This is a genomic window from Celeribacter marinus (genome assembly GCF_001308265.1).
In the GTDB taxonomy this organism is placed as follows: Bacteria; Pseudomonadota; Alphaproteobacteria; order Rhodobacterales; family Rhodobacteraceae; genus Celeribacter; species Celeribacter marinus.
On record NZ_CP012023.1, the window covers coordinates 2112280 to 2138786 of the forward strand.

General features: G+C 57.3%; 27 protein-coding genes. 12 read left to right on the top strand and 15 right to left on the bottom strand.

Annotated features, from left to right (window positions below):
* Window positions 1–90 precede the first annotated feature (90 nt).
* From IMCC12053_RS10605 to IMCC12053_RS10635, 7 genes are all read left to right on the top strand, one after another.
* Window positions 91–1122, top strand: a complete 1032-nt coding sequence (locus IMCC12053_RS10605) for a branched-chain amino acid ABC transporter permease (RefSeq protein WP_062218861.1) — start codon at window positions 91–93, stop codon at window positions 1120–1122.
* 4 nt (window positions 1123–1126) lie between these two features.
* Entirely contained in the window at window positions 1127–2350 is a 1224-nt protein-coding gene (locus IMCC12053_RS10610) for a branched-chain amino acid ABC transporter permease (RefSeq protein ID WP_062218863.1), read from the top strand.
* Between the two features lie 12 nt (window positions 2351–2362).
* Window positions 2363–3124, top strand: coding sequence for an ABC transporter ATP-binding protein (locus IMCC12053_RS10615; RefSeq protein ID WP_062218865.1), 762 nt, complete (start codon window positions 2363–2365; stop codon window positions 3122–3124).
* Window positions 3125–3135: 11 nt separating this feature from the next.
* Window positions 3136–3888, top strand: coding sequence for an ABC transporter ATP-binding protein (locus tag IMCC12053_RS10620; protein ID WP_062218867.1), 753 nt, complete (start codon window positions 3136–3138; stop codon window positions 3886–3888).
* 89 nt (window positions 3889–3977) lie between these two features.
* Window positions 3978–5930 (top strand): acetate--CoA ligase, encoded by a 1953-nt coding sequence (acs, locus tag IMCC12053_RS10625; protein ID WP_062218869.1) that lies wholly within the window; start codon window positions 3978–3980, stop codon window positions 5928–5930.
* 130 nt (window positions 5931–6060) lie between these two features.
* The gene (locus tag IMCC12053_RS10630; RefSeq protein WP_062218871.1) at window positions 6061–6912 is read left to right on the top strand and encodes a GNAT family N-acetyltransferase; all 852 of its coding nucleotides are present in this window, start codon (window positions 6061–6063) and stop codon (window positions 6910–6912) included.
* A gap of 78 nt (window positions 6913–6990) precedes the next feature.
* Complete coding sequence (locus IMCC12053_RS10635) at window positions 6991–7374, top strand: DUF1801 domain-containing protein (protein ID WP_062218879.1); 384 nt, start codon at window positions 6991–6993, stop codon at window positions 7372–7374.
* Window positions 7375–7449: 75 nt separating this feature from the next.
* Here the strand turns inward: IMCC12053_RS10635 and IMCC12053_RS10640 are convergent, their stop codons facing one another.
* The 8 genes from IMCC12053_RS10640 to aptA form a co-directional block, all read right to left on the bottom strand.
* On the bottom strand, window positions 7450–8433 hold the full coding sequence (locus IMCC12053_RS10640) for an ABC transporter substrate-binding protein (RefSeq protein ID WP_062218881.1): 984 nt from the start codon (window positions 8431–8433) through the stop codon (window positions 7450–7452).
* 57 nt (window positions 8434–8490) lie between these two features.
* Entirely contained in the window at window positions 8491–9267 is a 777-nt protein-coding gene (locus tag IMCC12053_RS10645; RefSeq protein WP_062218882.1) for an ABC transporter permease, read from the bottom strand.
* On the bottom strand, window positions 9264–10133 hold the full coding sequence (locus tag IMCC12053_RS10650; protein WP_062218884.1) for an ABC transporter permease: 870 nt from the start codon (window positions 10131–10133) through the stop codon (window positions 9264–9266). Before IMCC12053_RS10650 ends, IMCC12053_RS10645 begins: the two co-directional genes overlap by 4 nt.
* Window positions 10134–10203: 70 nt before the next feature.
* Window positions 10204–10980 (bottom strand): ABC transporter ATP-binding protein, encoded by a 777-nt coding sequence (locus IMCC12053_RS10655; protein ID WP_062218886.1) that lies wholly within the window; start codon window positions 10978–10980, stop codon window positions 10204–10206.
* Window positions 10973–11389: a hypothetical protein gene (locus tag IMCC12053_RS10660; RefSeq protein WP_062218888.1), complete on the bottom strand. Its 417-nt coding sequence runs from the start codon at window positions 11387–11389 to the stop codon at window positions 10973–10975. Before IMCC12053_RS10660 ends, IMCC12053_RS10655 begins: the two co-directional genes overlap by 8 nt.
* A 9-nt stretch (window positions 11390–11398) precedes the next feature.
* Window positions 11399–12853: a dihydropyrimidinase gene (gene hydA, locus IMCC12053_RS10665; RefSeq protein ID WP_062218890.1), complete on the bottom strand. Its 1455-nt coding sequence runs from the start codon at window positions 12851–12853 to the stop codon at window positions 11399–11401.
* Window positions 12854–12912: 59 nt separating this feature from the next.
* Window positions 12913–14181 (bottom strand): Zn-dependent hydrolase, encoded by a 1269-nt coding sequence (locus IMCC12053_RS10670; protein ID WP_062218892.1) that lies wholly within the window; start codon window positions 14179–14181, stop codon window positions 12913–12915.
* 201 nt (window positions 14182–14382) lie between these two features.
* On the bottom strand, window positions 14383–15711 hold the full coding sequence (gene aptA / locus IMCC12053_RS10675) for an omega-aminotransferase AptA (RefSeq protein ID WP_062218894.1): 1329 nt from the start codon (window positions 15709–15711) through the stop codon (window positions 14383–14385).
* A gap of 265 nt (window positions 15712–15976) precedes the next feature.
* Here aptA and IMCC12053_RS10680 point away from each other — a divergent pair, with 265 nt between their 5' ends.
* Both IMCC12053_RS10680 and IMCC12053_RS10685 read left to right on the top strand, forming a co-directional pair.
* Window positions 15977–16591 carry a TetR family transcriptional regulator C-terminal domain-containing protein gene (locus IMCC12053_RS10680; RefSeq protein WP_062218895.1) on the top strand — a complete coding sequence of 205 codons (615 nt, stop codon included), beginning with the start codon at window positions 15977–15979 and terminating at the stop codon, window positions 16589–16591.
* A gap of 127 nt (window positions 16592–16718) precedes the next feature.
* The gene (locus IMCC12053_RS10685) at window positions 16719–17324 is read left to right on the top strand and encodes a hypothetical protein (protein ID WP_062218898.1); all 606 of its coding nucleotides are present in this window, start codon (window positions 16719–16721) and stop codon (window positions 17322–17324) included.
* A gap of 213 nt (window positions 17325–17537) precedes the next feature.
* Here the strand turns inward: IMCC12053_RS10685 and preA are convergent, their stop codons facing one another.
* Both preA and IMCC12053_RS10695 read right to left on the bottom strand, forming a co-directional pair.
* Window positions 17538–18836, bottom strand: a complete 1299-nt coding sequence (preA, locus tag IMCC12053_RS10690) for an NAD-dependent dihydropyrimidine dehydrogenase subunit PreA (protein ID WP_062218900.1) — start codon at window positions 18834–18836, stop codon at window positions 17538–17540.
* A gap of 3 nt (window positions 18837–18839) precedes the next feature.
* A complete protein-coding gene (locus IMCC12053_RS10695) occupies window positions 18840–20180 on the bottom strand; it encodes an NAD(P)-dependent oxidoreductase (RefSeq protein ID WP_062218902.1) in 1341 nt (446 codons plus the stop codon).
* 305 nt (window positions 20181–20485) lie between these two features.
* Between IMCC12053_RS10695 and accB the strand changes: the two genes are divergently transcribed.
* The 3 genes from accB (at window position 20486) to aat (ending at window position 23067) form a co-directional block, all read left to right on the top strand.
* Window positions 20486–20974 carry an acetyl-CoA carboxylase biotin carboxyl carrier protein gene (gene accB, locus IMCC12053_RS10700; RefSeq protein ID WP_062218904.1) on the top strand — a complete coding sequence of 163 codons (489 nt, stop codon included), beginning with the start codon at window positions 20486–20488 and terminating at the stop codon, window positions 20972–20974.
* 13 nt (window positions 20975–20987) lie between these two features.
* The gene (gene accC / locus IMCC12053_RS10705; protein WP_062218906.1) at window positions 20988–22337 is read left to right on the top strand and encodes an acetyl-CoA carboxylase biotin carboxylase subunit; all 1350 of its coding nucleotides are present in this window, start codon (window positions 20988–20990) and stop codon (window positions 22335–22337) included.
* Window positions 22338–22422: 85 nt separating this feature from the next.
* Complete coding sequence (gene aat / locus IMCC12053_RS10710) at window positions 22423–23067, top strand: leucyl/phenylalanyl-tRNA--protein transferase (protein ID WP_062218909.1); 645 nt, start codon at window positions 22423–22425, stop codon at window positions 23065–23067.
* Here the strand turns inward: aat and IMCC12053_RS16180 are convergent.
* From IMCC12053_RS16180 to clpX, 5 genes are all read right to left on the bottom strand, one after another.
* Window positions 23031–23564 (bottom strand): DUF2155 domain-containing protein, encoded by a 534-nt coding sequence (locus IMCC12053_RS16180; RefSeq protein ID WP_335337295.1) that lies wholly within the window; start codon window positions 23562–23564, stop codon window positions 23031–23033. The two genes, aat and IMCC12053_RS16180, sit on opposite strands and share 37 nt — an antisense overlap.
* Window positions 23561–24016: an outer membrane lipid asymmetry maintenance protein MlaD gene (gene mlaD, locus IMCC12053_RS10720; RefSeq protein WP_062218912.1), complete on the bottom strand. Its 456-nt coding sequence runs from the start codon at window positions 24014–24016 to the stop codon at window positions 23561–23563. The genes IMCC12053_RS16180 and mlaD overlap by 4 nt, the downstream gene beginning before the upstream one ends.
* 45 nt (window positions 24017–24061) lie before the next feature.
* A complete protein-coding gene (locus IMCC12053_RS10725) occupies window positions 24062–24445 on the bottom strand; it encodes an NADH:ubiquinone oxidoreductase subunit NDUFA12 (protein WP_062218914.1) in 384 nt (127 codons plus the stop codon).
* A gap of 120 nt (window positions 24446–24565) precedes the next feature.
* The gene (locus IMCC12053_RS10730; protein WP_062218916.1) at window positions 24566–24964 is read right to left on the bottom strand and encodes a RidA family protein; all 399 of its coding nucleotides are present in this window, start codon (window positions 24962–24964) and stop codon (window positions 24566–24568) included.
* A 157-nt stretch (window positions 24965–25121) separates the two neighbouring features.
* Window positions 25122–26387 (bottom strand): ATP-dependent Clp protease ATP-binding subunit ClpX, encoded by a 1266-nt coding sequence (clpX, locus tag IMCC12053_RS10735; protein ID WP_062218918.1) that lies wholly within the window; start codon window positions 26385–26387, stop codon window positions 25122–25124.
* Between the last annotated feature and the right edge of the window lie 120 nt (window positions 26388–26507).

Here is a 26507-nt window from a genome sequence, read left to right on the forward strand (position 1 = left end):
CGTCTTCGGTTCCCCCTCCCCGCGCATCTCACCGGATCGCGGACCACGGGGGTCGCATGCCAAAGCATAACCACAACCTAAGGTGGGACAATGGAGACGATCCTTTCGCAATTGCTCAACGGGCTTGATAAGGGCTCGGCTTACGCGCTCATAGCACTTGGGCTTACCCTCATTTTCGGCACGCTCGGTGTTGTGAACTTTGCCCACGGGGCAATTTTCATGATCGGCGCCTTTTGTGCTGTTACACTGTCGCGCATTTTCTCAATCTCGTTCGAGACGATTGACCCGACAAAGACCGACTTTCTCGGCAATCCCGCCGTGATCAAAACACCCTACGTTGAGGCGTGGTTTGGTCCCGAGATGGGCCATTGGCTCATTGACTGGTCGGTGCCACTGGCGATTTTGTTCTCTATCCCGATCATGATTGCCGTGGGCTACATCATGGAGCGGGGTCTCATCAAACACTTCTACAAGCGCCCCCACGCCGACCAGATCCTCGTGACCTTTGGTTTGGCTATCGTGCTTCAAGAAGTGATCAAGTATTTTTACGGTGCCAACCCGATCTCGACCCCCGCCCCCGAAGCCTTCAAAGGCTCGTATGATTTCGGCGCGCTGCTCGGGTTCGAAGCCAACCGTATCGTCTACCCCTACTGGCGTCTGGTCTACTTTATGTTTGCCGCTGTCGTCATCAGCGCGGTGTTCTCATTCCTGCGGTTCACCACCTTCGGGATGGTGGTGCGCGCAGGCATGGCAGACCGCGAAACTGTCGGCCTCTTGGGCATCAACATCGACCGCCGCTTTACCTTTATGTTCGGCCTTGCCGCCGCCGTGGCAGGCACAGCGGGCGTGATGTATGCGCCTGTGCTGTCGCCCAACTATCACATGGGCATGGACTTCCTCGTGTTGTCGTTTGTTGTCGTGGTTGTTGGTGGCATGGGCTCGTTGCCCGGTGCTGTTGCTGCGGGCTTCTTGCTCGGCGTACTCGAAAGCTTTGCCTCGATGAACGAGGTTAAATCGATCATCCCCGGTATCGACCAGATCATCATCTACGTCGTCGCCATTGTCATCCTGTTGACCCGTCCGCGCGGTCTAATGGGCAAAAAAGGCGTGATGGAGGACTAATCAAATGCTCGGACTCAATAAAACTGACTCAAAGTTCCTGCTGATTGTAATTGCGTTGACCATGCTCACGCCGTTCTTGATGCAGCCCTTCGCCGAAGGATCGGGCCTCGCCCAGTTCAACGGCGGCTATCCTGACCTCATGCAAAAGGTCGCCATTTTCGGCATCTTTGCCGTAGGCTTCAACATCCTGTTCGGCCTCACCGGCTACCTCAGCTTTGGCCACGCCGCGTTTCTCGGCATCGGCTCCTACTCTGCGGTCTGGATGTTCAAACTGCTCACCATGAACGTCATCCCCGGCATCTTGCTTGCCATGGTTGTATCGGGCCTGTTTGCTCTGGCCATTGGATATGTCTCCTTGCGCCGCTCGGGCATCTACTTTTCGATCCTCACACTGGCCTTTGCACAGATGTGCTACAAAATGGCCTACTCGGTGCTGACCCCCATCACCAACGGCGAAACGGGTCTGCAACTGTCGCTCGACGATCCACGCATTCTAGATGGCGCGGCTCAGTCTGGCTCGCTTCCCGTCACCAACCTGTTCGGTTTGGCGATGAATTCGACCTACAAACTCGAAGCATTGGGCCGCGTCTTTACCTTTTCCGTGGGCTACTATTTTTGTGCGGTCATCGCGATCATCGCCTTTTACATGGCGATCCGCATTTTCCGCTCGCCCTTTGGCATGATGCTACGGGCGGTCAAATCCAACCAGAACCGGATGAAGTTCACGGGCCTTGATCCCAAACCCTATACGCTTGCGGCCTTTGTCATCTCTGGCATGTACGCCGGTCTTGCCGGTGGTCTGCTGGCTGCAATGGACCCGCTTGCCGGTGCCGACCGTATGCTGTGGACCGCCTCTGGTGAGGTTGTCATCATGACCATTCTTGGTGGGGCTGGCACATTGATGGGTCCGGTTCTTGGCGCAGGTGTGATCAAATATCTCGAAAACATCTTCTCCAAAATCAACGAGAGCGTTTTGCACTCTTGGTTCCACTGGTTGCCTGACGGTATCGAAGAGGTCGTGGTCTGGGTGTTTGCCCGCTTCACTGGCGAGGGCTGGCACCTCACCCTCGGCGTGACGTTCATGCTGGTTGTGACCTTCCTTCCCGGTGGTCTGGTCGAAGGCCTCAAACGCGTCTCCGACCGCCTCAAAAGGGGCAATAAGAAGCGGGACAAATACGATGATCCCGATCCCGAACATCACCCCGACCCTAGCAAACACGTCGTTTAAGGAGCGCTCACCATGGGAATTCTTGAAGTCAAAGGCGTGGGGAAACGGTTCGGGGGTCTACAAGCCCTCGGAGACGTCAATCTCTCCGTCCAGGAAAACACTGTTCACGCCATCATCGGCCCAAACGGTGCAGGCAAATCCACCTTGCTCAACTGTCTTGTTGGCAAACTCATCCCTGATACGGGTTCGGTCATGTTTGACGGCCAATCCGTTCTGGGACGTAGCCCGCACGAAATTAACCAAATGGGCATTAGTCGTGTGTTCCAAACCCCAGAGATCTTTGCGGATCTGTCGGTGATGGAAAACATGATGATCCCGTGTTTTGCCAAACGAGACGGCGCCTTTCGGATGCACGCCATGATTAACATGGCATCTGAGCGCGATCTGATTGAAAAGGCAGAAAAAATGTTGAGCGAAGTCGGCATGTTGGAAAAGACCAATATGCTCGCCTCGGCCATGTCTCGCGGCGACAAGCGGCGTCTTGAGATTGCGATGTGTCTGGTCCAAGAGCCAAAACTGCTGTTGCTCGACGAGCCAACGGCGGGCATGGCGCGCGCGGATACCAACAACACCATCGCTCTGCTCAAGCAGATTAAGGAAGAACGCGATATCACAATTGCCATTATCGAACACGACATGCACGTTGTGTTCTCACTGGCGGATCGCATCACCGTTCTGGCGCAGGGCACCCCCCTCGTCGAGGACACGCCCGACAACATCAAAGGCAACCCGAAGGTTAAAGAAGCCTATTTGGGCGAGACACAAGAGGTCTAAGGAGCGGACACATGGCAGAAAAACAGTTCAACCCGAACGCCAACCACGCCGAAACCGCACCTGCGTTCTTTTCAGCTTGGGACATTCACGCCTACTACGGTGAAAGCTACATCGTGCAAGGCGTGACCTTCAACATCCATGAGGGCGAAATCCTTGCCCTTTTGGGCCGCAATGGCGCGGGCAAAACCTCGACCTTGCGCGCGCTCGCCCGTCTGGATGAGCCACAAGTCACCCACGGCGAGATCTGGCTCGATCACAAGCGCATTCACGAGATGAAGTCCTATGAGGCCGCGGTTCAGGGTATCGCTCTGGTCCCCGAGGATCGCCGCATCATTCCGGGCCTGACGGTCGAGGAAAACCTGCAACTGGCGCAAATCGTGGAACCCGTTGGGTGGTCACTTGATCGTCTGTACGACTTGTTCCCGCGCCTGCGCGAGCGGCGCAAACAAGAGGGTGTGACGCTCTCGGGCGGTGAGCAACAGATGCTCGCGATCGCCCGCGCGCTGGCCCGCGACATCAAAGTGTTGTTGCTCGACGAACCCTATGAGGGCCTCGCCCCCGTGATCGTCGACGAGATCGAAAAGACCCTGCGCATCATTAAAGCCCAAGGGATCACCACGGTTCTGGTTGAGCAAAACGCCGTGCGCGCGCTCAATCTCGCGGACCGCGCGGTCATCCTCGACACAGGCACGGTTGTCTATGATGGCAGTGCAAAAGAAGTCCTTGAAAATGAGGCGCTACGCGCCGAATATCTTGCGATCTAATATATCTACGGCCCCCGCGACCCGCAGCGTTGCGGGGGCTGCCCGCATCTTTTTGAGGTGCGGGCCTTTGCTTTTTTGGGAGGAAAACCATGACACCTAAATCCTACGCCCCCTCACCGGCCTTTACGGCGTCTGCGCATATTGATCGTGCGGGGTATGATGAGATGTATGCGCGCTCTGTGTCTGATCCTGTGGGATTTTGGGGGGAGATGGGCAAGACGCTTGATTGGATCACGCCCTATACCCAAGTCAAAAACACCACATTCGATTTCGGCCGCGTGGATATCCAGTGGTATTCGGACGGCGTGCTCAACGTCTCGGCCAACTGTATCGACCGCCATTTGCCCAAGCGCTCACTGCAAACCGCGATCATTTTCGAGCCGGACGATCCCGAGACCCCCGCTCAGCACATCACCTACAAAGAGCTGTCTGACAAGGTCAACCGCTTTGCCAACGTGCTGTTGTCTCAGGGCGTGATGCGCGGCGACCGCGTGGTAATCTACCTGCCGATGATCCCCGAGGCCGCCTATGCCATGCTGGCCTGTGCGCGTATCGGCGCAATCCATTCCATTGTATTTGCTGGCTTTTCCCCAGACGCGCTGGCCAACCGCATCAACGACAGTGGCGCAAAGGTGGTGATCACCGCCGACCACGCCCCGCGCGGTGGCCGCTCCACCCCGCTCAAATCAAACACCGATGCCGCCCTGTTGCACTGCTCCGACAAAGTGCGCTGCCTCGTGGTCAAACACACCGGCGAGCAGACCTCATGGGTCCAAGGTCGCGATGTCGACGTCAAATACCTGATGGAGCACGCAAGCCCCGAGTGCCCGCCCCGTCCGATGAACGCCGAAGATCCGCTCTTCGTGCTCTACACCTCCGGCTCGACCGGCAAGCCAAAGGGCGTGGTCCACACCTCGGGCGGCTATCTGACCTACGCGGCACTGACGCATAAATACGTCTTTGATTACCATGACGGCGATGTGTTTTGGTGCACCGCCGATGTCGGTTGGGTCACGGGTCACAGCTACATCATCTACGGCCCGCTGGCGAACGGCGCCACCACCGTGATGTTCGAGGGCGTGCCAACCTACCCCGATGCGGGCCGGTTCTGGCAGGTCTGTGAAAAGCACAAGGTGAACCAGTTCTACACCGCGCCCACGGCGTTGCGTGCGCTGATGGCCCACGGCAATGCGCCCGTGGAAAAATACGACCTGTCGTCCATTAAAGTGCTCGGCACCGTGGGCGAGCCGATCAATCCAGAGGCGTGGAATTGGTACAATGACGTGGTCGGCAAGGGGCGCGCCCCGATCGTCGACACCTGGTGGCAGACCGAAACAGGCGGGCATCTTTTGGCGCCACTTCCGGGCGCTGTGGCCACCAAACCCGGCTCTGCGACCTTGCCGTTCTTTGGCGTACAGCCGGTGATTTTGGACGCTACAAGCGGCGAAGAAATCACCACCACCGAGGCCGAGGGCGTGTTGTGCCTCAAGGACTCATGGCCCGGCCAGATGCGCACCGTTTGGGGCGATCACGAGCGGTTCCAAGAAACCTATTTCCAACAGTACAAAGGCTACTATTTCTCGGGCGATGGCTGTCGCCGTGACGCCGATGGCTACTACTGGATCACGGGGCGCGTCGACGATGTGATCAACGTGTCGGGCCACCGCATGGGCACCGCCGAAGTCGAAAGCGCACTCGTCGCCCACGCCGCCGTGGCTGAGGCCGCCGTGGTCGGATATCCCCATGAAATCAAAGGCCAAGGCATCTACGCCTATGTCACTTTGATGAATGACCAAGAGCCAAGTGATGCGCTCAAAAAGGAACTCGAGGTCTGGGTGCGCACCGAAATCGGCCCGATTGCAAAGCCTGATTTTATCCAGTGGGCCCCTGGCCTGCCCAAAACCCGCTCCGGCAAAATCATGCGCCGCATCCTACGCAAAATCGCCGAAAACGACACAGGCAGCATGGGCGACATCTCAACCCTCGCAGACCCAAGCGTTGTCGAGGATTTGATTGGAAACAGCATCTACAACCAGAGCTAGATCGCACCCCAAACCACACACAATGGAATGCCGCCCTTCGGGGCGGTTTTCTTTTGTCAAAGACGGATAAATCGCCCAAATGATCCGCGATGTTTAACAGCCGTTAACCAAGCCTGCGCATAGTCGCATCATGCATGTTGAACACATCACTGACGAATCCGACTGGTGCGCGCTCACCGACCGCGCCCATGCGCCCTTGGCCCAGCGTTGGCTCTATGGGGCCGGCGCGCAAGCCGTGGGGCGCGATGTGCACCGTGTTTTGGTTTTGGACGGGGACCGCGCCATCGCCGTGGCCCAAGCCGTGTGTCGCAAGATCGGCCCACTCCCGATGGGCCTCGTCACCCAAGGTCCGTTGTTTATCGCACCGTGCGATCCGCGGCGCGCCGTACGTGCCTTGCGCCGTGCCCTCCCCCGTCTCACGGTGATGACCCCAAGCACAAAGATGCGCCGCCTGTCATTGTCCGCACCAACCGCCACTCTGGTTCTGGACCTCACCCAAAACGAGGAGGCACTGCGCGCGGGTCTCAACGCCAAATGGCGTAACGCGTTGAAAGTGGCGCAAACTCACCGCATCAAAGTCGCGCAGATCACCGCAACTCAGGCCGCCCTCACGCCGCTCCTACAGACTGAAAAGCTGCGCCAGTCCAAAGGGCAGTACCGCGCCTTACCCCCAGAATTCACGCTTGCGCTTTTGTCCACAACGCCGCGCGCCTTTCGTCTGTATGAGGCGGCAGACGCCCAAATGCTGTTCTTGCGCCACGGCAACACCGCGACCTATCAAATGGGTCAAACCAACGCGCACGGACGCGCACACAACGCCCATAATCTCATTTTGTGGGAGGCCATGATGCGCCTGCGGGCCGAAGGCGTGGAGCGTTTGGACCTTGGCACCTTTGACGCACTCAAAGCCCCCGATCTGGCGCGCTTCAAACTACGCACGGGCGGGACACAGGTGGTATGGGCGCCCGCGCAATTGCTGTGAACGCGGTCCAATCATCCCATCCAACGCGCCCTAAATTGTCTGTTGCACGCGTGCCACCGCACAGCCTACCGTTGCGCAATGGATCACCCCGCCTTTGCCTCCTCCGAGATTGCCCACGTTTATGACGCCTGCCCCGCCCCTGTTCGCGCGACTCTTCTGGCGCTGCGCACGATGATCTATGCGGAGGCTGCACAGCTTGGCGTGCCCGTTACCGAAAGCCTCAAATGGGGTCAGCCCTCCTACGCCACGCCCAAAGGCACGCCGTTACGGCTTGGCCACCTCAAAACCGGTGGCGCCGCGATCTATGCCCATTGTCAAAGCCGCGTCATTCCCGAGTTGCGCGATCTTGCGCCTGATCTCAACTATGACGGGACGCGAGCGGTGCATTTGGACCCCGACCACGCGCTACCGGTCGCGCCATTGCGCCTGATGATCCGTCGCGCTCTGACCTATCGCACCTAATCCGGTACCATCGCAGGACCAAACGAAAAGCCCCGCCACATTGGGCGGGGCTTTCCTGTAACGCTTTGAAATCGCTTACTTCATCGCCATATCAGTAATTTCGGTCGTAAACGCGCCTGTGGGTTCTGCCGTGATCACCGGATCCGATCCACCCGACATCAACGAGGCCACAGTGCGGGCGTAATCGACGGGATCAAGCGCGCCATTGGAACCTGCGGTGAGCTTGGCCACTTCGCCCATCATACGGATTTGATGGCCTTCGGTTTGCGCACCCGTCTCGTCGTATTCAAGCACGATCATCGCCGCCTCTTCGGGGTTTTGTTCGGCCCATTTCCAGCCTTCCATCGACGCGGCAACGAACCGTGCCAACTTGTCCTTCATCGCGTCATCTTCGAGTGTGGATTCAAGCACATAAAGACCGTCCTCAAGTGTCGCAACACCCTGATCCTCATATTTGAACGTGATCAGATCGTCGGCGGAAATGCCCGCATCGATGACCTGCCAGTATTCATTATAGGTCATCGTGGAAATGCACGCCGCCTGCTTTTGCAGCAGCGGATCGACGTTAAAGCCCTGTTTGAGCACCTCGACGCCATCGTCGCCACCCTCAGTGGACAGACCCAACTGGCTCATCCATGACAAAAACGGATATTCATTGCCGTAGAACCAAACGCCAAGCGTCTTGCCCGCGAAATCCTCTGGGCCGGTGATACCGCTTTCCTTGAGACAGGTTAGCATCATGCCCGATGCCTTGAACGGTTGCGCAATATTCACAACAGGCGCGCCATTTTCACGCGCGGCCAAGGCGGATGGCATCCAATCAACCATCACATCCGCGCCACCACCGAGCAACACCTGAACAGGCGCCACATCGGGACCACCCGGTTTGATCGTCACATCGAGATCAGCCGCCTCGTAGAACCCCTTTTCAAGGGCCACATAGTAGCCGCCGAACTGTGCTTGCGTGACCCATTTGAGTTGCAATGTCAGCTCGTCGGCGGCCTGCGCCCCCGCCGTCATTGCCGCCAACGCAATCGCGCTTGTGAGTAGCTTTTTCATGTCTAACAACCTCCAAGTTGTGACTGCCGAGGTTTTCCTCGTGCAGTTTATATGCGGTTACCCGCGTTGTGAGGGGTGCCAAAAGGTGACCCTCTTTTCAATCAAGGCGACAAGCCCGTAAAGAGCCGTGCCAGTCAGCGCTGATATGGTGATTTCAGCCCAAACCATGTCCGTTGCCAAGCGCCCCATCTCGGTTGTGATCCGAAATCCCATACCGCGAATGGGGGAGCCGAAATATTCAGCAACAATAGCGCCAATAAGGGCCAAAGTGGTCGCAATTTTAAGCCCGTTGAACACAAACGGCAGCGCCGCAGGAATCCGCAGCTTCACAAGCGTGGCCACATGCCCCGCCGCATAGGTGCGCATCAAATCACGCTGCATCGTATCTGTCGACGCCAACCCGCCAAGCGTGTTCACCAACATCGGGAAAAACACCATGATGGCCACCACCGCCGCTTTGGACTGCCAATCGAACCCGAACCACATGACCATGATCGGGGCCAATCCGACAATCGGCAGGGCGGCCATAAAGTTCGCCACGGGTAAAAGACCGCGCTTGAGAAAGTCATAGCGATCAATGACTAAGGCCACGGCAATCCCTGCGGCGCTGCCCATCCAAAGCCCGTTCAACGCGCCCTTGACCACGGTTTGCACCCAGTCCTCCCACAAGATCGGCAACGACCCCATGATGGCCGCACCTATGGCGGTTGGTGGCGGCAAGAGCGCCGGAGAAATCTCGAAGACCCGCACGGCGATTTCCCAAAGGAGCAACACCAAAAGGCCAAATCCCGCGGGGTAGGCAATGCGTTCGACCTGCGTATCGGCGCGTCTCATGCGGGTCGCCCTCCCATGGCGCGGCGCATGATTTTCTCAATCGCGCCCACTGTGAATATCAAAACTGCGGCCAAAATCGCCGCGGCAAACAACGCCGCCCACATGATCATCGGCTCACCAAACTGCGATCCGATCAACATCCGCGCGCCAAGGCCCGAGATTGCACTGGTCGACAATTCGCCCACAACCGCGCCAACAAATGCCGCCGCCACGCTCACCTTGAGCGAGGCAAAGAAATACGGCATCGAGGCGGGAACGCGCAGTTTCCAAAACACCGCCGTGGGTTTGGCCCCATAGGTGCGCAGCAAATCCAATTGCATATGATCGGGGCTAGACAGCCCTTTGACCATACTAACCATCACGGGGAAAAAGCTCAGGTAAGCCGCGATGATCGCCTTGGGGACCAAGAGCGATCCTGCGCCAATCGCGTTGCTCAACACCACAATCATCGGGGCCAATGCCACAATAGGGACGGTTTGCGAGATGATCGCCCACGGCATCAAACTTAGCCGTCCGATGCGGCTCAACACTATGATCGCGGCCAGTGAGACGCCAACAACAATGCCCAAGCCAAAGCCCCAAAGTGTTGTTTTTAATGTAATTATACCTTGGTAGACCATTGATCGCTTTGACGTGATCTTTTTCAACGCGGTGGTTTTCCACAACTCTGCGGCCACTTGATGCGGGACGGGCAGGAGCGGGCGGGCCTGCTGCATCGTGTCGCTGACCACCTCGGAAAAGCTGGGGGTAGTGCCCGCACGCGCGGCTTGGTCATAGGTCCATGTGGCATTCATTTTGATCGCTGCGGCGTACCACACGATGAGCAAAACGGCGACGACAGTGAGGACAGGACGGATGTGTTTCATGTACGCCTCCCTGCCGTGGGCGCCGCGTCATGCGCGCACGCACACCCGCGCAGTATGTTTGAGCAAAACCTCATTGCTCATGCCCCGCACGCAACCCCTCGCGCACGCGGTGCGCAATCTCGATGAACTCTTTGCTGTCGCGAATATCGAGCGGGCGTTCCTTGGGCAGCGGGTTTTCAATCACGTCCGTAATGCGCCCCGGTCGCGGCGACATGACCACAATTTTGGTCGACAGATAGACGGCTTCGGGGATGGAGTGGGTCACAAATCCAATGGTTTTTTCGGTGCGCGCCCAAAGCGCCAAAAGCTGCTCGTTGAGGTGATCACGCACGATCTCGTCCAGCGCCCCGAACGGTTCGTCCATCAATAAGATATCCGCGTCAAACGCAAGCGCACGGGCGATGGAGGCGCGTTGCTGCATCCCGCCCGAAAGCTGCCACGGGAACTTTTTATCGAACCCTACAAGGTCCACGAGTTCTAGCACTTTTCGAACATGTTCGGCCTGATCTGACTTGGAATAGCCCATAATTTCGAGTGGAAGTTTCACATTTCCTGCAATTGTCCGCCACGGGTACAGCCCCGCCGCCTGAAACACATAGCCATAGGCCCGCGCGCGCCGCGCCTCCTCAGGCGTCATGCCATTGACCGAGAGCGCCCCACCTGTGGGCGTCTCCAACCCCGCGATACAGCGTAGAAATGTGGTTTTCCCACAACCGGATGGCCCGATGAAGGAGACAAAATCACCCTTGTTAATCTCGAGATTGACACCTTTTAGCGCCTGAATAGGTCCGTCATTTGTCTCAAATGTCAGGTCCACATTTTGCGCGTCGATCACTGCCTCAGCCATTATTCTCTCTTTTCATATTCTCAAGCGCCCACCACACGGCCCCCGCAAGGGCACCAGACCCCATGTGCACTGCCAATATCGCCCAATTCATCGTCGTCGCGCCCCCCGACATAGGCGCAAACGCCTGCTCGCTTATCGGGAAATACAACACCCCCAAGAAGGCCCCGATCCCAAGTGCCCAGCCGATGGTGGACCGCGCTCCTAGCGCGACACGCACAACAAGTGCGGGCGACGTGGTAATCCACCCAATGACGACCGCCAACAACACCCCGGCATTCGTGTCAAAGCGACCATAAATTACATCGTATCCAAGCGACAATGCGAGTACGCCAACCGCCACACCGAACATCCAACCCCGCACAAGGTGATGCGGAATACGGCGCTCGATAAAGGTAAGATCAATACTCATATTGCGAGTTTACACCCCTGTCGCCGGAATGCCCGAACGCAGCACGGGCTGCGGCGCGGTCAACTCTTTCCATTTCGACAACGCCGTGTTCACGGTCGCATTCGGATCGCGGGCAACGAATTCACCATGTCCCTCTTTGGTGGTCAATTCACCGTCTGTGACGGCGACATAGCCACGGCTCAAAACGTAGCGTGGCAACCCAGAAACTTCGATCCCCTCGAACACATTATAATCGATCGCCGAGGCTTGGGTGTCGGCGCTGATCACCTTGGTCTTGTTGGGATCAAGAACGATGATATCGGCATCTGCCCCCACAAGGACTGCGCCCTTTTTCGGATAACAATTCAATATCTTGGCGATATTGGTTGAGGTCACAGCGACAAATTCGTTCATCGTAATCCGACCCGTTTCAACCCCCGTGGTCCACAACACGGGCAAGCGATCCTCAAGGCCGCCTGTCCCGTTCGGGATCTTGGAAAAATCGCCGATGCCATTGCGCTTTTGCTCGGTCGTAAAGGCACAATGATCGGTCGCGACACACGACAACGTGCCAGAGGCCAGACCCGCCCAAAGGCTGTCTTGGTGGTGTTTATTGCGAAACGGCGGTGACATCACACGGCGTGCCGCGTGGTCCCAATCTTCATGGAAATACTCGCTCTCGTCGAGCACAAGGTGCTGAATGAGCGGCTCGCCCCAGACCCGTTTGCCCTGCATCTTTGCGCGCCGGATCGCCTCGTGGCTTTCCTCGCAGGACGTATGCACAACATAAAGCGGCGCGCCGGCCATATCGGCAATCATAATGGCGCGGTTTGTGGCCTCGCCCTCTACCTGAGGCGGGCGCGAATAGGCGTGCGCCTCGGGGCCAGTGTTGCCCTCCGCCAAAAGTTGCGCGGTGAGTTCCGCCACCACATCGCCATTTTCAGCGTGCACAAGCGGGGTCGCACCAAGTTCGGCACAGCGTTTGAACGAGGCATAAAGCTCGTCGTCATTCACCATCAACGCGCCTTTGTAAGCGAGGAAGTGTTTGAAACTGTTGATCCCTTTTTCTTGCGTGATGATTTTCATCTCGTCAAAGACCTGTTCGCCCCACCATGTAATCGCCATGTGAAACGAATAATCGCAAGCGGCGCGCGCTGATTTATTGTCCCACACCTTGAGCGCATCCAAGAGGCTCTCACCGGGGGCGGGCAGACAAAAATCGACCACCATCGTGGTCCCGCCCGCAAGTGCCGCGCGGGTGCCAGAGGCGAAATCATCGGCGCTATACGTGCCCATAAACGGCATCTCAAGGTGCGTATGCGGGTCGATCCCGCCCGGCATCACGTAACATCCCGTTGCGTCCAACACCTCGTCGCCCGTCAAATCAGGGCCAATCTCGACAATCACGCCACCGTCAATTTTCACGTCCGCTTTATAGGTCAGGTCAGCGGTGACAACGGTGCCGCCTTTGATCACTTTGGTCATCATCTTCTCCTTGTCGGGGGCGGTGCATCTGTCGTGCCCCTGCCCGCATCTGAACTCTTTTAGTCTACAATTTGCGCCGTCTCCAACACCGCGTGCAACAACACGTCTGTCCCTGCGGCGGCCCATTCGGGGCTGATGTCCTCGGCCTCGTTATGGCTCAATCCGTCCACGCAGGGGCACATGATCATCGCCGTGGGGGCGACATCGTTGATCCAACACGCATCGTGGCCCGCGCCGGAAATGATGTCCATGTGGCTATACCCCAACCGTTCAGCGGCGGAGCGCACCGCGCCCACCAGTGTCTCGTTGAACGCAGGTGGCTCGAACTGGCCCGAGATTTTGGCCTCGAACGTGACACCGATCTCCTCGCACAGCTTGGGCGCGCGCTCCATCAATTCCGCCTGCATCGCGTGCAGCTTTTCGGGGAGATGAGAGCGGATATCGACGGTGAACACAACCTTACCGGGGATCACATTGCGCGAATTGGGGTAGACGTCGATATGGCCAATCGCGCCCACAGCGCCCGGTTGGTTGGCCATGGCGATCTCGTGGACCAACTCGGTGATCAACGCCAACCCGCGACCTGCGTTCTTGCGCATGTTCATCGGCGTGGACCCTGTGTGGCTGTCCTTGCCCGTCACCGTGCATTCGATCCACCGCAGCCCCTGACCGTGGGTGACAACACCGATGTCTCGCCCCTCGGCCTCCAAAATCGGGCCTTGCTCAATGTGCAACTCAAACATCGCGTGCATTTTGCGTGCGCCGACCGTCTCGTCACCGACCCAGCCAATGCGCTTCAACTCATCACCGAAGGTTTTGCCCTCAGCGTCCGTGAGACCGTAAGCCCACTCTTGGGTGTGGCGGCCCGTAAAGACACCAGAAGCAAGCATCGCGGGGGCAAAGCGCGTCCCCTCCTCGTTGGTCCAGTTGGTCACAACGATCGGATGTTTTGTCTTGATGCCAAGGTCATTCATGGTGCGCACAGCTTCCAATCCACCAAGCACGCCTAAAACGCCGTCATATTTGCCGCCCGTGGGTTGGGTATCAAGGTGGCTCCCAATGTAGACCGGCAATGCGTCGGGATCGGTTCCTGCGCGGGTGGCAAACATATTGCCCATGGTGTCGACGCCCATGCTCATCCCCGCAGCTTCACACCATGACTGGAACAACGCGCGTCCCTCACCGTCCGCGTCCGTGACGGTTTGGCGGTTGTTGCCCCCCGCCACACCCGGTCCGATTTTGGCCATCTCCATGAGACTGTCCCAAAGGCGGGCTGGGTTGATCTTGAGGTTGGTGCGATCGGCCAAGACGCCTGATGATCCACTCATGATATGCTCCTTTTCGCGACGACGATCACGCTCTCGTGATCGCGCTCTTTTTTCACTCGTCAGGACACGTTAGCGCCCTAACTCCATTTCAATAGCAACACAGGAGGCTCCCATGTTCAAAGGTCTAACACGTTCACTCGCCATCATCATGGCACTCATGGTCGGCGCACCCGCTCTTTTGGTCATTGCGATCGAATAGGCTTAGTCGATCTGGCGGAGCACATCGGCCAGAGTTCCCACCAATGTGTCGATGTGTTCCTTTTCAATGATAAGCGGCGGTGACATCGCGATGATATCGCCCGTTGTGCGCACCAAAATGCCCTTATCGTAGGCCTTAAGAAAGGCAGAGAATGCGCGTTTTGTCGGCGCGCCCTCAATCGGTTCTAACTCAACTGCGCCAATCAATCCCTCATTGCGAATATCCACCACATGCGGCAAGCCCTTGAGGCTATGAAGCGCATCAGCCCAGTAATCCGCCAGTCCGGCAGCACGCGCGAACAGACCCTCCTCGGCATAGGTTTCCAGAGTGGCCAGTCCTGCCGCCGCCGCAATCGGATTGCCCGAATAGGTGTAGCCGTGGAACAACTCGATCACATGCTCGGGACCATTCATAAAGGCATCATGGATCTCTTTGGTCGCCAACACCGCGCCCATCGGAATAACGCCGTTGGTCAATCCCTTGGCGCAGGTGATCAAATCAGGCATCACACCGTAATGTTCGGCGGCAAAGGATGACCCAAGGCGGCCAAAGCCGGTGATCACCTCGTCAAAGATCAGCAAAATTCCGTGTTTCGTACAGATGTCACGCAGACGTTTGAGATAGCCCTTGGGTGGCAACAACACGCCCGTTGATCCCGCCATCGGCTCGACGATCACCGCCGCGATGGTTTCGCCGCCGTGCAACGCCACGATGCGCTCCAACTCGTCGGCCAATTCCGCGCCATGCTCCGGCTGTCCACGTACAAAGCGGTTGCGATCCGGCAAATGGGTGTGTGGGAGATGGTCAACACCGTTCAACAGCGTGCCGAACATCTTGCGGTTGGTGACAATGCCGCCCACCGAAATGCCGCCAAAGTTCACACCGTGATACCCACGTTCGCGGCCAATCAAACGGGTGCGCTCGCCCTGCCCCTTTGCACGGTGATAGGCCAATGCGATTTTGAGCGCTGTCTCGACGGATTCAGATCCGGAGTTGGTGAAAAACACATGCTCGAATGGCTCAGGCGCCATATCAACCAGCTTTGTGGCCAATTCAAACGCCTTTGGGTGGCCCATCTGAAATGCGGGCGCATAATCAAGCTCGGCCACTTGTTTTTGTATCGCTTCGACAATCTTGGGACGGTTGTGACCGGCATTACAGCACCAAAGCCCCGCCGTGCCGTCCAGAACCGCGCGCCCGTCCGAGGTGCGATAATGCATTCGGTCCGCAGATACGAACATCCGTGGCTCTTTTTTAAATTGACGGTTCGCCGTAAACGGCATCCAGAACGCAGATAGGTCGTTCGGCCGTGTGTCGCCATCCATCGCCATGATTTCCCTCTTATCCCTAGTTGGTTTGGACATATTTAAAATGCCTCGCATCACCCTGCGATGGGTTTGACCATTTGGTCAAGAGTAGCGTAACAACAGCCGGCCCCCGCATGCACGCGCCATAGACACAAAGATGCAAAAAAACTGGGCACTTTACTGATAAGGTTGGTTTTAAGGCGATTCTAACTTCGGTTTGGCGCTTTTTTTGGCGAGGATCGACGAAAGGTCGTAAACCGCACGAGATATGTGAAGGAATCAGAGGTCCATGCCTGAAAATAAACCGCGCACCAGAATTCAAAAACGAAACTCCGAAACCATTCTGGATGCCGCATTGGATGTCTTTTCACGCAATGGCTTTCGGGGGGCTACGCTCGACCAGATCGCCAAAGAGGCGGGATTGTCCAAGCCGAATCTGCTGTATTATTTTCCGTCCAAGGTCGCGATTCACCGTGGCTTGATCGATACGTTGATGGCCAACTGGCTTGATCCGCTGCGCGAAATCGATGCGGATGGCGAACCCGTTGAGGAAATTGTCGCCTATGTTTTGCGCAAACTCGACATGGCGCGCGAATATCCCCGTGAGAGCCGGTTGTTTGCCAACGAGATTGTGCAAGGCGCGCCGAACATCATGGATAAGATCGAGGATGAGCTAAAAACGCTTGTCGATGAAAAAGCCGCCGTGATTACACAGTGGATCGACACCGGACATTTGCGCCCTACCGATCCCTATCATCTGATCTTTTCGATCTGGGCCACAACCCAGCATTATGCTGATTTCGATGCACAAATTCGCGCGATCATCACACCCGTTGGCGAGACACATTTCGATGATGCGCGGCTCTTTTTGGATACGATGTATCGGCGCATGTTGACGCCGTAGACGCCACGCGGCGATCCGACCACGCGTTAACCAAGGCCTGTAAAACCTGTGGATATTGATCGGGCGGTAAGGATTTTCGTCGTTCCCTATCAGGTGGTGGGGGCTCCTTTTGAAAGGGAGCACAAGCATGTCCGATTTCAACGGTATGCCAGCTTTCGGAGTTGGGGGGCTTGCCATGCGGCACCCGCCCGAAACTTCAAAGCAAGCCGTGCCCGAAGTTGCAAAAACTGCAACAGACGGGTCGGCGACAAACAAACGGGGTGACACCTCGAGCGACCAGAATGGCGCGTATTCTCAAAGCAAACGTGACTCTGTTGTCTCCGAGCAGCAGCGCAAAGATGCTGTGCGCGACGAAACTGTTTTGACAGGGCCAACGCCGGCCTTTCAGGCCAGTGTTCTTGAGGTCGAAAAAGATCTGCGCAACGTCATTGCACGGGTTGAGGCCAAGCGGACGCAACAGTCTGACGAAGCCGCAATTGCCCCGCGCGCCGCCCAAGGTGACGCGCAAGCCGCGCAAAAAACGGATCGTCCCGAGGCATCGCACGATGGCGCGGCCAAAGGCGTGGCTGATGTGTCGACGGCGGGGTCCGTTGATCGTGGCGAGGCCCCTGATCAGGTGCGTGATGCGCCTGCGCCTCAGACTGTGCCTGCGCCGTCTCAATCGGGTGATCCCGAGGCCGCACATAGTGGACCTGCCGCAACCCAAAGCACGCCTTACTCGCCGCCGTCCTAAGCGGCGCGTAGGATTTGTACCGGTGTCAGGATGGCGCCGGTCTCACGGATATGCGGATCCCTGTTTGATCCGACCTCCATCACATGGCGCAAGACGCCGTGCCCCCCAACCCAAACCCCCGCGCCTGAAACAGGACACGGGGGCAACAGGGTTGCATGTCTCACCTCTCGCACGCACAGGCGAAGGGGGTGTTTTGTCGTGGGCCGCCGCGCGCTATTCGCCCGCGACCACCGCCACATTATTGGGGTGCGTGGTCCAGTTCGCATAATCGCCAACCACCTGACCCGTGCGCGCGTCGACATCACCTTTATCGAGCGTTTTCATGGTGATACAGTTTTCCACCGGACAGACATTCACACATAGATTACAGGCAACGCATTCGTCGTCTTTCACGGTGAACACACGGTCGGCGGACATCTCGATCGCTTGGTGCGAGGTATCTTCGCACGCGGCGTAACAGCGCCCACAACTGATGCAATCGTCTTGGTTGATGACCGCTTTTGTGACGTGGTTGAGGTTGAGGTATTGCCAGTCGGTGACGTTGGGCGTGGCTTTGCCAACCAACTCATCCACCGTCATGTTTTTCTCGTCAAGGTACTGGCTCAGCCCCGAAATCATCTCTTCGACAATCTTGAACCCGTAGGTCATCACCGCCGTGCAGACCTGAACATTGCCCGCGCCAAGCGCCATAAATTCCGCGGCATCGCGCCATGTGGTCACGCCGCCAATGCCCGAAATCGGCAAGCCCGCAGTGGCCGGATTACGCGCAATTTCGGCCACCATGTTGAGTGCAATCGGTTTGACCGCCGGACCGCAATAGCCGCCATGCGTGCCTTTGCCGTCAATCATCGGCTCGGGCGAAAACGCATCCAAATTCACGGACGTAATGGAATTGATCGTGTTGATCAGCGATACGGCATCCGCCCCGCCGCGCAACGCCGCCTCGGCGGGTGCAAGGATATTGGTGATGTTCGGCGTCAGTTTTACGATGACCGGAAGGCCCGTTGACTCCTTGCACCACCGCGTCACCATCTCGATGTATTCAGGCACCTGCCCAACGGCGGCTCCCATGCCCCGCTCGGCCATGCCATGCGGACAGCCAAAGTTCAGCTCGAACCCGTCACACCCCGTCTCGGCGATGCGCGGAATGATCGATTTCCAACTTTCCGCGTCACACGGCACCATCACGGAGGCGATCAGGGCGCGGTCTGGATAGTCCTTTTTAACGCGGGTCATTTCCTCAAGGTTCACCTCCAACGAGCGGTCGGTGATGAGTTCGATGTTGTTGAGGCCGAGCAAGCGGCGATCCGCGCCGAAAATCGCGCCATAACGTGGCCCGTTGACGTTGACCACGGGCGGGCCCTCCTCGCCGAGTGTTTTCCACACGACACCGCCCCACCCCGCCTCAAACGCGCGGCGCACATTGTACTCTTTGTCCGTTGGCGGCGCGGAGGCCAACCAGAACGGATTGGGAGAGGTAATGCCACAGAATGTTGTTGTTAGATCCGCCATGTCTTAGCCCTCGCCCATAAGAAATTTATGCATGTTTTCAGCACCATCTCGACCTTCGGCCACAGCCGTCACGGTAAGATCCTCACCGCCAAGGGCACAGTCGCCCCCCGCCCAAACCCCGTCGATGGAGGTGCGCCCACGTGTATCAACGGCGATTTTGCCGCGCTCCAACTCAAGGCCGTCTGGCGCCCCTTTGAGAGACTGACCAATGGCCATAAAGACGTGATCGGCCGCGATCCGCACCGTCTCACCCGTTCCTGTCAGGCGTCCATCCGCGTCCGTGGTATATTCAAACTCGACCTCGGCGCATGTCCCGTTGCCATGCACGGCCACGGGTTGCGCGTTGTACAAAATCTGCACGCCCTTAGATGTGGCGAGGTCTTGCTCGAACGGGGAGGCGCTCATGCGATCACGTCCGCCACGGTAGGCGATTGTGACGTTTTGTGCGCCCAACAGTTTGGCCTGCACTGCGGCATCAACGGCCGTCATGCCGCCCCCGATCACCACGACATTGCGCCCGATGGGCAGCGTGGACACATCGGTGGATTGGCGCAAATCAGAAATGAAATCAACAGCATCAAGGACGCCGGATTTATCGACACCCTCAATCTTGAGCGCATTCACGCCGCCAAGCCCGATGGCCAAAAAGACCGCATCAAAATCGGATATCAACGCGGTTAGGCTAAGATCATCGCCAAGCACATGGCCCGTCTCGATTGTGATTCCGCCGATCTTGACCAACCAATCCACCTCGGCCTGTGCAAAATTGTCGGGCGATTTATAAGACGCGATGCCAAACTCGTTCAGGCCGCCCGCTTTCGCGCGCCCGTCATACATCGTGACACTGTGACCATAGCGCGCCAACCGGTGCGCCGCCGCCAGACCCGCAGGCCCCGCGCCAACAACCGCAACGCGCTTGCCCGTGTCGGCGGCGCGGGTGAAGGGATGCGTGCCTTTTGCCATCAATGTATCGGTAGCGTAGCGTTGCAAGCGCCCGATTTCGACCGGTTTGCCCTCAGCGACTTCGCGCACACAGACCTCTTCGCATAGGGTTTCCGTGGGACAGACCCGCGCGCACATCCCGCCCAAGATATTGGCATCAAAGATAGTTTTTGCCGCCGCCTCAGGCGTGCCCGTGGTAATCTGGCGAATGAACAGCGGCACGTCGATTGATGTTGGACAGGCCGTCATACACGGCGCATCATGGCAAAAATAGCATCGGTCGGCGGCAACGAGCGCCTCATGGGCGTCCAATGGCGGATGAAGATCGGAAAAATTATCTGAATACGCATCAGGATCGAGGCGTCCTGCGGCAATCCCTGATGTAAACGAGGTGTTTGGCATGTGATGTGATCCTGCATAGCTGCGCGTGAATATCGTAACGTCTGTGGGTCGTTGACCGACAGCGTGGACGACAAACCTATTTTTGATCAAGTGGTAAATTTTATTTAGAGCGAAATAATCGCTCTTTTGCGCCCCAAGTAGACAAATATTAGGTCGCATCCGCCTAATTCATGTGCATTTTGCGGACATCCGCGTGACCAATCGCGTTTTTCGCGGGTTTTCACGGACCCTGACGTGACGTATAAGCGTTAAAAGCAGATTGACATGAGCTCGCATCAGACGGGCGGTAGAATAAGTTGGAAAACATGACAAAACAAAATGACGCCGATGTGGCCTTCATTCAGGCACTTGCCGAATTGCTCAACTCCAATGACCTCACCGAGGTTGAAGTCAAACGCGAGTACGGCGAAAATGACCGCCTAAATGTACGCGTTTCCAAAGCACAAGAGATCGTGCATACCGCACCCGCCGCCTACGCCGCACCTGTCGCCGCCGCACCCGTTGCCGCGCCAGCACAAGCCGCGCCAGCAGACGCCGCACCCGCCGATCCACGCCAAGATCCCAACTGCGTGCCCTCCCCGATGGTTGGCACCGCCTATCTGTCGGCCGAACCGGGCGCCGCCGCGTTCGTCAAGATCGGCGATAGTGTCGAAGAGGGTCAAACCGTATTGATCATAGAAGCCATGAAGACGATGAACCACATCCCGTCGCCAAAATCCGGCACGATCAAACGCATTCTGGTTGACGACGGCACCCCCGTCGAATTCGGCGCGCCTTTGATGATCATCGAATAAGGACGGGTTCCTGATGTTCGATAAAATTCTCATTGCCAACCGTGGCGAAATTGCGCTGCGCGTGATCCGTGCGTGTCGTGAAATGGGGATCGCCTCCGTGGCGGTCCATTCCGAGGCGGACTCGGACGCGATGCACGTGCGCATGGCCGACGAGGCCGTCTGCATTGGCCCGAATTCGTCAACGCTGTCCTACCTGTCCTTCCCCGCGATCATTGCCGCGTGCGAAATTACGGGCGCGCAGGCCATCCACCCCGGATACGGGTTCTTGTCCGAAAACGCGGCCTTTGTTCAGATCGTAGAGGATCATGGGCTGGCCTTTATCGGCCCCTCGGCAGAGCACATCCGCCAGATGGGCGACAAGATCACCGCAAAAGAGACTGCCAAAATCCTCGGTATTCCCGTGGTTCCCGGCTCTCCGGGTGGCGTGCCTGACGTGGAAACGGCCAAAAAACTGGCCGCCGAAATGGGCTACCCCGTCATTATCAAAGCCACCGCAGGTGGCGGTGGACGCGGCATGAAAGTCGCTGAAAGCGAAGAGGTTATCGAGACTGCCTTTCGCACAGCGCGCTCAGAATCCAAAGCAGCGTTCGGCAATGACGAAGTGTACATGGAGAAATATCTCCAGAAGCCGCGCCACATCGAAGTCCAAGTGTTCGGGGACGGACAAGGCGGCGGTGTGCATTTGGGCGAACGCGATTGCTCGTTGCAACGGCGTCACCAAAAGGTATTCGAGGAGGCTCCAGGCCCGTCGATTTCCCCCGAAGAGCGCGCCGAAATCGGTGGCATCTGTGCACGCGCGATTGCTGAAATGGGCTATCGCGGCGCGGGAACAATCGAATTTCTCTACGAGGATGGCCAGTTCTTTTTCATCGAAATGAACACGCGTTTGCAGGTGGAACACCCTGTGACCGAGGCGATTTTCCGTCAAGATCTGGTGCGCGAGCAAATTCGTGTCGCGGCCGGTGAAAAGCTATCTTTCACACAAGATGACTTGGTGATTGACGGTCACTCGATCGAGGTCCGGATCAACGCCGAACGTCTGCCGAATTTTGCCCCATGCCCCGGTAAGATTACGCAATACCACGCACCGGGTGGATATGGTGTGCGGATGGATAGCGCGCTTTACGATGGCTATTCGATCCCGCCCTATTACGACAGCTTGATCGGTAAATTGATCGTGCACGGTCGTGACCGTCCCGAGGCGTTGGCCCGTCTCAAACGCGCTCTTGGCGAGTTGATTGTGGACGGCGTAGACACCACCGTACCGCTGTTCCATGCGCTGCTCGAAGAGCCCGATGTGTTGTCAGGCAACTACAACATTCACTGGCTTGAGAAATGGCTTGCCGTGAATATGCCGACCTAATCGCGCCATCCCGCGCTGTGTTTCAAAGGCCCGCAGATATCATGCGGGCCTTTTCTTTTGATCAAAGACACGTCATTTTGCGCCAATGGATCACACCGAACTCACGCCTGAAATGTTGCTCAATGCCTACGCCAACGGGGTGTTTCCGATGGCCGAAAGTGCCGATGATCCCACGATATTTTGGGTGGACCCTGAACAGCGCGGGATTGTGCCTCTGGATCAGTTCCGCCTCTCGCACTCCCTCGCCCGTACGATCCGCCGCGCGCGCGTCACCGTCACCCTCAACCACGCGTTTGAAGAGGTCGTAACGGGCTGTGCGGCGCGCGATGAGACATGGATCAACGCCACAATCTTTGATCTGTACGCCAAAGTGCACGCTCTTGGCTATGCGCAGTCGATCGAGGTTTGGGACGGCACGGAGTTGGTCGGTGGAGCCTATGGCATCACCCTTGGCACGGCATTTTTCGGCGAAAGCATGTTTTCGCGCAAAACCGATGCGTCAAAAATTGCACTGGCCTATTTGGTCACGCACCTGAAACGTACGGGCTTCACCCTACTCGACACACAGTTTATCACGCCACATCTGGCATCACTTGGCGCGATTGAGATCCCGCGCGCACAGTATCACACCCTGTTGGATGGCGCACTTGAACGCGAGGCAGAGTTTCGGGAAATTGTGACGCCGCCGTCCGTTCAGGACGTGCTACAGTTGAGAACCCACGCGTCATAGCGGGGGTGATCCATCGCATTCAGGGCCGGACTGGATGAGATCATCCATCCTTGAAAGACCGGTAGATCGATGCCCTCGACGCTCACGTCCAAATAGGCGTAGGCATCACCGGACGGGTTGCCAACGGGATAGCGGCAATCGTCAAGGCGCATGGTGATGAATCCCCATGTTGCCGTTTGTCCGCGTGTAATTGGAATGTCTTCGACGCGGCCCGTGAGTTTATCCAGAACACGGATAACGACCCCTGTGCCGCTCGCAACACTCTCTTGCGTCTCAGTTGTGATCTCGAACAATTCGCGTTGAAATCCCTCGTCAGGCAGCGCTTGTAATTGCTCGAGCGACAACCCGCCAAAGCCGATTGCGCTATCATCAAGGGGCGTCTCAATGATCGAGCCAATTCCTGTTTGCAAATCGTCGGTAAACCCCGCGTCCTGCGCCTGCGCAGCACCGGTGCTTGCGATCAGCGCCACAGACATCATGAGGGCGCGCGTGATCATTCCGCGCTTCCGTTTCCGGTCACGAATTTGAGCATAAGGTTGATGAGGCTCACGGCCCCTTGGGTGTCCGCAATCACTTGCCCGTCCTCGAACTCGAACATCGAGCCGCCCGGAACCAACTCTACGAAACTCCCCCCCAACAGACCCTCAGAGGCGATCAGAGCGGCGGTATCATCGGGCAACACAACGTCCCCCTCCAAGGTCAATTTGGCCTCGGCGCGGTAGCTTTGTTTGTTCAATTCCAGATCGGTGACAGTGCCCACCTTAACACCGGCAAGGCGCACATCGCTCCCGACAGACACGCCCTCAGCGGAGCGAAAGGACGCGGTGAGATAATAGGTGTCAGAGGCTCCGCCCGCGAATCCGGTCGCTTGGCCTGCGTAGATGAGAAATCCGACAGCGAGGGCCAAAACGCCCGCGCCCACGGCGACTTCTGTGGTGTTTTCAGCCATATTCTAATCCTCAGTCCCGCGAGTGGCGCGTCCCGTGTGGGCGGCTTACTCGGGCTGCCACGCCTCGTAGTCGGTGCGCGCAACAGGCTTTGCCTGACGAATAGACCCTGCGGGCGCATAGGCCGCAGCCGTGCCTGTCAGGTTTTCAACGTGCGGCTTTTCCCACTCTTTATGCTCAAGCGGTAGGTGACCGGGGTGGTTGTCGAACGTCCGGTGCAACCAGCCGTGCCACGCGGGATCGATGCGCGAGGCTTCGATCTCACCATTGTAAATCACCCAACGGCGCGAGTCGTCTTTGTTGCGGTAAAAGATGTTGCCTTGGCTATCTTCACCCAATTTAATGCCGTTGCGCCATGTGAAAAGCTGTGTGCCGATCGTTTGACCGTTCCACCACACCAATGCGCGCAACGCTGTGTTCAAGATACCCATAGGACAACCTCCGAAAATGTTGCTTCCTGATATGACCTAATGTGCGTGCAAGGTCCAGAGTGTACCTGTGCAAATCGGGTCAAATCGGTGTGCGCGGCGGGCGTCCGCCATGCGTCGCGATTATGCGGGGGCGGCAGGCGGTGTAATTTTTGCCGTCACTTCGATCTCGATTTTCATCGCCGGATCAAGCAGACGCGCCTCAATCATCGTCGCGGCGGGGCGCACCGCGCCAAACACCTCTTGAAGCACCGGCCAGCACGCCTCAAAATCCGCCCCGTCTGGCAAGATGTAGCGCACCTGCACGACATCGGACATTTGACCACCCGCCTCGGCAACCGCCTTGGCAATGGTCGAAAGCGCGTTGCGACACTGATCGGCCACATCATCGGGCATGGTCATCGTCGCGTAGTCGTAGCCCGTGGTGCCGGACACAAACACCCAACCATCCACGACAACAGCGCGCGAATAGGCAATTTTCTCTTCGAACGGAGAACCGGAGGAAATGAGTGTGCGAGTCATAGCATGCGGCCTTTCGTGCCAAATATGTGTTGATCTCTTTTGACGCGTTTTGCGGCCTGCGCAAGACAAATCAGTCGTGCAAGCACACCGCACATCAACGAAAAACGCCGCCCCAATGGAGCGGCGTTTGATATGTAACTCAACCAAGGCGAATGGATTAAGACGCTGACGCTTCTTTTTCCGCTTCGCCGTAGATAATCAATGGTTTGGCATCGGAATTTACCGCCTCTTCGTTCACCACGACCTCGGTCACGTTTGCGGTGCCGGGCAATTCGAACATGGTGTCGAGCAGGATATCCTCAAGGATAGAACGCAAGCCGCGTGCCCCTGTTTTGCGCTTGATCGCGCGTTTTGCGATGGCGGTGAGGGCCTCATCGGTGAAGGTGAGCACCACATCCTCGATCTCGAACAGACGCTGATACTGTTTGACGAGCGCGTTTTTCGGCTCGGACAGGATCGTGACAAGTGCATCTTCGTCGAGGTCTTCGAGGGTTGCAAGAACGGGAAGACGCCCAACAAACTCAGGGATGAGACCGAATTTCAACAGATCTTCAGGCTCCAACTCGGAGAACAACTCACCAATACCCTTGGCGTTTTCCTCTTTCACATCTGCGCCAAACCCGATTGCGGAGCCTTTGCCGCGTTGTGCGATGATCTTGTCCAGACCCGCAAACGCGCCACCACATACGAACAAGATGTTCGTCGTATCGACTTGCAAGAACTCTTGTTGGGGATGCTTGCGCCCGCCTTGTGGGGGAACGGAGGCCACGGTGCCTTCCATAATTTTCAACAGCGCTTGTTGGACGCCCTCGCCCGATACGTCACGGGTGATCGATGGGTTGTCCGACTTGCGCGTAATTTTATCAACTTCGTCGATGTAGACGATACCGCGCTGTGCGCGCTCGACATTGTACTCTGACGCCTGAAGCAATTTGAGAATGATGTTTTCGACATCCTCACCGACATAGCCGGCCTCGGTGAGCGTTGTGGCATCCGCCATTGTAAACGGCACATCCAAAATACGCGCAAGGGTCTGAGCCAAAAGAGTTTTACCGCAACCGGTTGGACCAACAAGCAAGATATTGGATTTCGCCAATTCGATATCATCGGACCCTGAGGAGGCATGATTGAGGCGTTTATAATGGTTGTGGACCGCCACGGACAACACGCGTTTCGCGGTGGCCTGACCGATCACATAGTCATCAAGAACCGCGCAAATTTCGCGCGGCGCAGGCACGCCCTCGGACGATTTGAGGCCCGACGACTTTGTTTCCTCGCGGATAATATCCATGCAAAGTTCAACGCATTCATCACAGATAAAAACAGTTGGACCCGCAATCAGCTTGCGCACCTCATGCTGGCTTTTCCCACAAAAGGAACAATAAAGCGTGTTCTTGCTGTCACCACTGGACGAATTCGACATTGCATTCCCCTAAGACCAATCCGGTCCCTATTTGGTAGGTATTTGGTCGCTCAGGCGGCGCAGTCATGCCGCCTGAAAATTGTGTTGTGTACGAGTGTAAGACAGCCATTTTGGAGGTAC